At 59.6% G+C, this 5,689-nt stretch carries 8 protein-coding genes and 1 pseudogene; 6 read left to right on the top strand and 3 right to left on the bottom strand.

The window, feature by feature from the left end; all coding sequences use genetic code 11:
• On the top strand, positions 1–316 hold a 316-nt coding region (locus tag FEV53_RS21745; RefSeq protein ID WP_425465510.1), incomplete at its 5' end, for a hypothetical protein.
• A 233-nt stretch (positions 317–549) separates the two neighbouring features.
• Here the strand turns inward: FEV53_RS21745 and FEV53_RS19345 are convergent.
• A complete protein-coding gene (locus tag FEV53_RS19345) occupies positions 550–1,092 on the bottom strand; it encodes a TetR/AcrR family transcriptional regulator (protein ID WP_246100939.1) in 543 nt (180 codons plus the stop codon).
• Positions 1,093–1,279: 187 nt separating this feature from the next.
• Between FEV53_RS19345 and FEV53_RS19340 the strand changes: the two genes are divergently transcribed.
• The 4 genes from FEV53_RS19340 to FEV53_RS19325 all read left to right on the top strand — a co-directional run bounded on the left by FEV53_RS19340 (position 1,280) and on the right by FEV53_RS19325 (position 4,625).
• Positions 1,280–1,786 (top strand): YkgB family protein, encoded by a 507-nt coding sequence (locus tag FEV53_RS19340; protein ID WP_142836307.1) that lies wholly within the window; start codon positions 1,280–1,282, stop codon positions 1,784–1,786.
• 74 nt (positions 1,787–1,860) lie between these two features.
• Positions 1,861–2,133, top strand: coding sequence for a glutaredoxin 3 (gene grxC / locus FEV53_RS19335; protein ID WP_142836306.1), 273 nt, complete (start codon positions 1,861–1,863; stop codon positions 2,131–2,133).
• A gap of 29 nt (positions 2,134–2,162) precedes the next feature.
• Positions 2,163–3,620: a dihydrolipoyl dehydrogenase gene (locus tag FEV53_RS19330; protein ID WP_142836305.1), complete on the top strand. Its 1,458-nt coding sequence runs from the start codon at positions 2,163–2,165 to the stop codon at positions 3,618–3,620.
• A gap of 15 nt (positions 3,621–3,635) precedes the next feature.
• Positions 3,636–4,625 carry a YeeE/YedE thiosulfate transporter family protein gene (locus FEV53_RS19325; RefSeq protein ID WP_142836304.1) on the top strand — a complete coding sequence of 330 codons (990 nt, stop codon included), beginning with the start codon at positions 3,636–3,638 and terminating at the stop codon, positions 4,623–4,625.
• A 40-nt stretch (positions 4,626–4,665) separates the two neighbouring features.
• On the opposite strand, the gene FEV53_RS22255 is transcribed toward FEV53_RS19325, so the two are convergent.
• Positions 4,666–4,746, bottom strand: coding sequence for a helix-turn-helix domain-containing protein (locus FEV53_RS22255; RefSeq protein ID WP_425465511.1), 81 nt, complete (start codon positions 4,744–4,746; stop codon positions 4,666–4,668).
• A complete protein-coding gene (locus tag FEV53_RS19315) occupies positions 4,736–5,239 on the bottom strand; it encodes an IS3 family transposase (RefSeq protein WP_142836303.1) in 504 nt (167 codons plus the stop codon). Before FEV53_RS19315 ends, FEV53_RS22255 begins: the two co-directional genes overlap by 11 nt.
• A gap of 123 nt (positions 5,240–5,362) precedes the next feature.
• On the opposite strand from FEV53_RS19315, the pseudogene FEV53_RS22250 reads away from it, so the two are divergent.
• Positions 5,363–5,689 (top strand): annotated as a pseudogene (locus FEV53_RS22250) (transposase); the annotation flags it as partial.

The raw sequence follows: 5,689 nt of genomic DNA, 5'->3' as shown, positions 1-5,689 counted from the left end.
CCTGATCCTGCATTCGGACCGCGGCATGCAATATGCCAGCGGAGACGACCGCAAGATCATCCACCGCGCCAAGCTGGCTCAATCCATGAGCCGCAAGGGTCAGTGCCTCGGGTTCAAGCTGGTCCGCGCCAGCGGATCGAACGATCCGGGGGGATCGTTTGAAGGCGCAGAACGCCCCGATGGAGAGCTTCTTTTCTTCGCTGAAGAAGGAGCTGGTCCATCGCCATCGGTTCGGAATCCGGGAACAGGCCAGGGCCGCGATCTTCGAGTACATCGAGGTCTTCTAAGGGCCGCCAGCGACGGCATTCAGCCATAGGCTACCAGACGCCGGTTCAGGCGTTCACAGAGATGAGTTGGAAAATGGCCGCGTAGGATCAACAATCAGACTGTCCGGAAACAAGGACGAAGATCAGAACGGCAGCCGCTTTTGAAGCGAACAGCACCCCAAAGCCTGGTGGTCTCCGCTCAGACCGCCTGATCACGTTGTTTACAGCCGAGGACCTATCCCGATGTCCAGCGGACGGACTGACAAGGGGACTCTGCCGACAGCTAAATTAACCCCATCATTACGATGATTTCGGTCTTGGTCGCCGTCATCATCTCGGCGGTTTGAGCTGCGCGAGACATGATGCGCAGCCCGGAATAGATGGTCAGCACCACCTCGGCACGTACTGCGATCTTCTCTGATGCGCCTTCCGGAAACGCTTCAGACAGCGTCCTGGTGAGCGCCTTGCGCAATTTGGCATAGCCGCGCTCGACCAGAGATGCGGTGTCTGAGTCGAGAGAAGCGCGGTCAGCGGCAGCGTTGCACAGAAAGCAACCGCGCCGGTCTTTGTGATCGCGCACCGCGACGATGGGCGCGGACAAAAACGCGTCAATCCTGTCGAGCGGTGCGGCGTCCTTTGACCGAAGCACGGCCACGGCTGTGTCGATCATCAGGCTCTCATAATGGGACAAAGCCCTGAGATACATCTGATGCTTGTTGCCAAAAGCCTTATACAGACTGGCCTTACCCAGCCCCGTGACCGCGACAATGTCGCTGAGCCCGGTTGCCTCATATCCGTTTTCCCAAAACAGCTGCATGATTTTCATGAGGGTTTCGTCGGGGTCGAATTCTCTTGGTCTGCCTGGTGCCTGCATCTGTCATATTCCTCACATACCTGTGACAACTTATTTATTGACCGATCAGTCTACAATCTATAGATCTGTGTTCATCAGCAATGACAATAAACACTCGTACCAAATTAAAGACCGATTGGTCAACAAAGGAGATCCAAACATGACTGACGTAACCTTCACCGCCGCGCCCGTGTCGAACGACCTGCACAGTTTTGGGGAACGCCTGTCGAGGGCGGGCGTTCACAGCATCCGCTTTGGCACTGCAATTGTGCTTGGCTGGATTGGTGCAATGAAGTTCACCGCCTATGAGGCGGGCGCCATCGAAGGTCTGGTCGCCTCCAGTCCGCTGACCAGTTGGCTCTATAGCGTTTTCAGTCTGCAAGGTGCCTCAAACCTGATCGGTGCTACTGAAATCCTGACCGCTGCACTGATCGTGATCGGAACGAAATTCCCCAAAGCGGCCGTGCTTGGTGCGCTTGGCGCCGTCGCGACCTTCCTCGTCACCGCCAGCTTCCTGTTCACCGCGCCGGTCACAGAGCCCAGCCTCGGCGGCTTCCCCGCCCTTTCCGTTGTCCCGGGGCAGTTTCTGCTCAAAGACATCGTACTTTTGGCCGCGGCCATTTTTCTCGCCGGTGATGCGTTGAAGCGCGTTGCCCGCGACAGATGACAGAACGACCCCTTGGAGCGATCAGGGCCAAGGGGTCGCGTTTCCCACACGAAAGCTTAACCGGGATGAGACCCATGGACCACCAGATCGTCATCTACACCAAGGACTACTGCCCGTACTGCAAAGCGGCCAAGGCGCTTCTGGCCAGCAAGGGGCTCCGTTTCACAAATATCGAGATTTCAGGCGATCCCGCAAAGCGCAAAGACATGGTCTCGCGGGCCGGTGGACGCAAGACGGTTCCACAAATCTTCGTCCGGGACATTCATATCGGCGAATATACAGATCTGGCGGATCTTGATGCACGTGGCGGCTTCGACGCCCTGTTGCACCCGGCAATCTCGGCTTGACCCGACCTTACTTCCAAAAGGACAGCGCAATGACGAACTATGATGTGGATGTGGCCATCCTGGGTGCGGGAACGGCTGGCATGGCGGCCTATCGTGAAGCGGTGAAGCAAACCGACCGCGTTGCCCTGATTGACGGTGGCCCTTTGGGCACCACCTGCGCGCGGGTCGGCTGCATGCCGTCCAAGCTCTTGATCGCCGCGGCCGATGCCGCGCAACATGCGCGCGACAGCGGGCAGTTTGGCATCACGGCAAACGGGGTCACTGTAGATGGCGTCGCTGTGATGGAGCGCGTGCGCAGGGAAAGAGATCGATTTGTCGGGTTCGTGAACGATGCGATTGAAGGCTTTGAGCAACGCCACCTGATCCGGAAGTCTGCGCAGTTCGTAGATGATCATACGCTGGCGCTCGACGACGGGAGTCGGCTGACGGCGCGGACGGTGATCGTGGCGACCGGGTCACGCCCCGTTATTCCGCCTCCGTTTCAGGTCGCAGGTGAGCGGCTGATCATCAATGATGACGTTTTCGACTGGCAGGATCTGCCGGACTCGGTCGCTGTGTTTGGGGCCGGGGTGATCGGGCTGGAACTGGGACAGGCCCTGTCGCGCCTCGGCGTGCGGGTGCACCTCTTTGGTCGTGGCAACTCGGTCGGCCCGCTCAGCGATCCTGATCTCGTCGCTTATGCGCGCAACCACTTCGGTCGCGAGTTCAGCGCGCATTTCGATGCCGACACGCAGATCAGCCGCGATGGCGATCAGGTGGTTGTGTCCTGGAGCAACCGCAACGACCCGAATGACGCCGGCGAAGAGCGCTTCGACTATCTGTTGGCGGCAACGGGACGCAGGCCAAATCTGGACCGCATCGGCCTTGAAAACACCTCCCTGATCCTTGACGAGCGCGGTGTGCCGGAGATTGACCCCATGTCGATGCGGGCAAAATCGTCGGCAGGGCAGGTCTCGCCGATCTTTGTCGCCGGGGATGCCTCGGTCGAGATACCCCTGCTGCACGAAGCCGCGGACGAAGGGCGGATTGCGGGTGAGAACGCGGCACGCTACCCGGAGGTCTATCGGCGCGCACGCCGCACCCGGCTGGGGGTCGTCTTCTCGGATCCGCAGATCGCGGTGATTGGTCAGGGTCATAAGGCTTTGGCGGATGTGGGTGTGGAGTTTGGCGTGGGGGAGGTCTCGTTCGAGGATCAGGGACGCGCCCGCGTTATTGGCAAGAACGTGGGTCTTTTGCGCGTCTATGGGGACCGCGACACCGGTCTTCTTCTGGGCGCCGAGATTATTGGCCCGGCGGCAGAGCATCTCGCCCACTTGCTCGCCTGGTCGATTGAGAGCAAGTTGACTGTGGCGGAAGCCCTGCAAAGGCCCTTTTATCACCCTGTGATCGAGGAAGGGCTGCGCACGGCGTTGCGCAATCTTGCAGCCGTTCTTCGGTTTGCGCCTAACCCACCGCTGCGGTGTATCGACTGCGGCCCCGGCAGTTGAGGTACGAGATCGGTCTTGATCTGGGTCATCTTCATCATAACAGCCGCCTGCGCATTTTGCGTAGGCTACGCGATCAGGCGTGGGTCGGTTTGCACGGTTGTGGCCGCCCGCGCTCTCGTGCTCGACGGTAAATCGTCCCGGTTTCGGGCATTTTTGGTTGCCGCCGCGGGATCCGGTACGGTGATGATACCCTTGCACTGGGCGTTGCCGGATCTGACGACACTCTCTGCAGGTTATCCGGTCACCGGGTTCGTCCTGCTCAGCGGAGCGGCCTTTGGTCTGGGGGCCTGGATCAACGGCGCATGTGCGCTGGGGACGCTGGCCCACCTGACAGGAGGGAATTTGAAATATGTAGGAACAATCGTGGGAATGGTCGCAGGCGCTGTCCTGACCACGGCGCTCGATATCCCCGGCTATCTGCAGAACACCCCCCGGCCGTCTCCGCTTGAGACACCGGGGCTGTTCTCGGTGTCCTTTGTGGTCCTCCTTGCCCTCTGCCTGCTGGTCGCCCTCTATCGAAGGGTGCCAAGGTGGTGGCGAACCTTCCGCAACGCCGGATCAATGCGGATGGGGCCTTACCGATCAATGCTTGTGGTCGGTGTCTTTGGCGGCATTCTCTACGTCTTCGCAGGGAACTGGACCTATGTCACGATCCTGTCGCATCGGGCGGCACGGCTTGTCGATCCAATGCACATGCCGGGCAGCTGGCTTGCTCTTTCTTGTGCACTGGCAGTGGTCAGCGGAGGCATAACCGCAGCGCTGCGCTCCGGCAAATTTCGCCTCCAGCACCCGGCCCTTACCAGCCTCTTCCGGCCTGTCACAGGAGGGATTATCATGGGTACGTCCGCAATGATCATTCCCGGTGGGAATGGGACGGTTCTGCTCTATGGTGTCCCATCTCTAGCCCCGCACGCCATCGCAGCCTACGGGACAATGGTCGCCACGCTTATCGCCTGTTTCGGAGTTTCGAAAATTACTGTGCCCACTTCGGGGCGTTCCTGTTAGCGGCTACGTTGGCTTCTATCTTGAAACGGCGCTTCGTAAGCTATGTCACCCTTTTCACCGTTGCCGGGCTTACTTTGAACATTGCGGCAATATCTTTCACCGCGCGTCCCTCAGACTTCAGACGTAAGACTTCTGCTTTCTGATCGGGGGTCAGCGCTGGAGTGATCTTCGTCCTTGTTTCCGGGCAGTCTGATTGTTGATCCTATGCGGCCATTTCCCATCTCATCTCTGTGAACGCCTGAACCGGTGTCTGGCAGTCGATGGCTGAATGGCGGCGTTGGCGGCCTGTAGAAGACCTCGATGTACCTGAAGATCGCGGCCCTGGTCTGTTCCCGGGGTCCGAACCGATGGCGATGGACCAGCTCCTTCTTCAGCGAAGAAAAGAAGCTCTCCATCGGGGCGTTCTGCGCCTTCAAACGATCCGCCGGATCGTTTGATCCGCTGGCGCGGACCAGCTTGAACCCGAGGCACTGACCCTTGCGGCTCATGGATCGGATCAGCTTGGCGCGGTGGATGCGGTGGATGATCTTGCGATCGTCCCCGCTGGCATATTGCACGCCGCGGTCCGAATGCAGGATCAGGCCCTGGACCGGGCCGCGCTGGTCCAGGGCCATGGCCTTGTTGCACAAATCGAGTGAGGGATTCACTGGGTGAACCCAGCGTGATAGCTGGAAGGTATGAGCAGTTGGGCCCCTACGAAGGACAAGACCACGAACTGGTAGGCTTACAATGAAGCACTGTGCCAGCGCGGATCGCTGACGATCTGGTTCGATCCCGACATGATGTGGAAGCTGCCGCCCAGCGGGAAGCGTGGGCGGCAGCCGAGTTTCAGCGATGAAGCTATCCAGACGTGCCTGACAATGAAGGGTGAAGGGCGCTCGGAAAACAGTCCGGTGGACTGTTTTCAGCCCTGAACGGGCGGAGCCCCGGGCAAGTTTGGCATGGTCGCCATTGGGAGCGCCATTGGTCCGAGCGACAATGGCGACGAGACAAACGACCGGGTTCGTTCAGAGCCTCCTGCGGCTGGTTGGGTTGGATTGGCGAGTGCCGGACTTCAGCACCCT

This window comes from Palleronia caenipelagi, from assembly GCF_007004065.1.
Taxonomy (GTDB): domain Bacteria; phylum Pseudomonadota; class Alphaproteobacteria; order Rhodobacterales; family Rhodobacteraceae; genus Palleronia; species Palleronia caenipelagi.
Note: the sequence above shows the minus strand (reverse complement) of the source record. Positions and strands in the feature narration are given on the sequence as shown.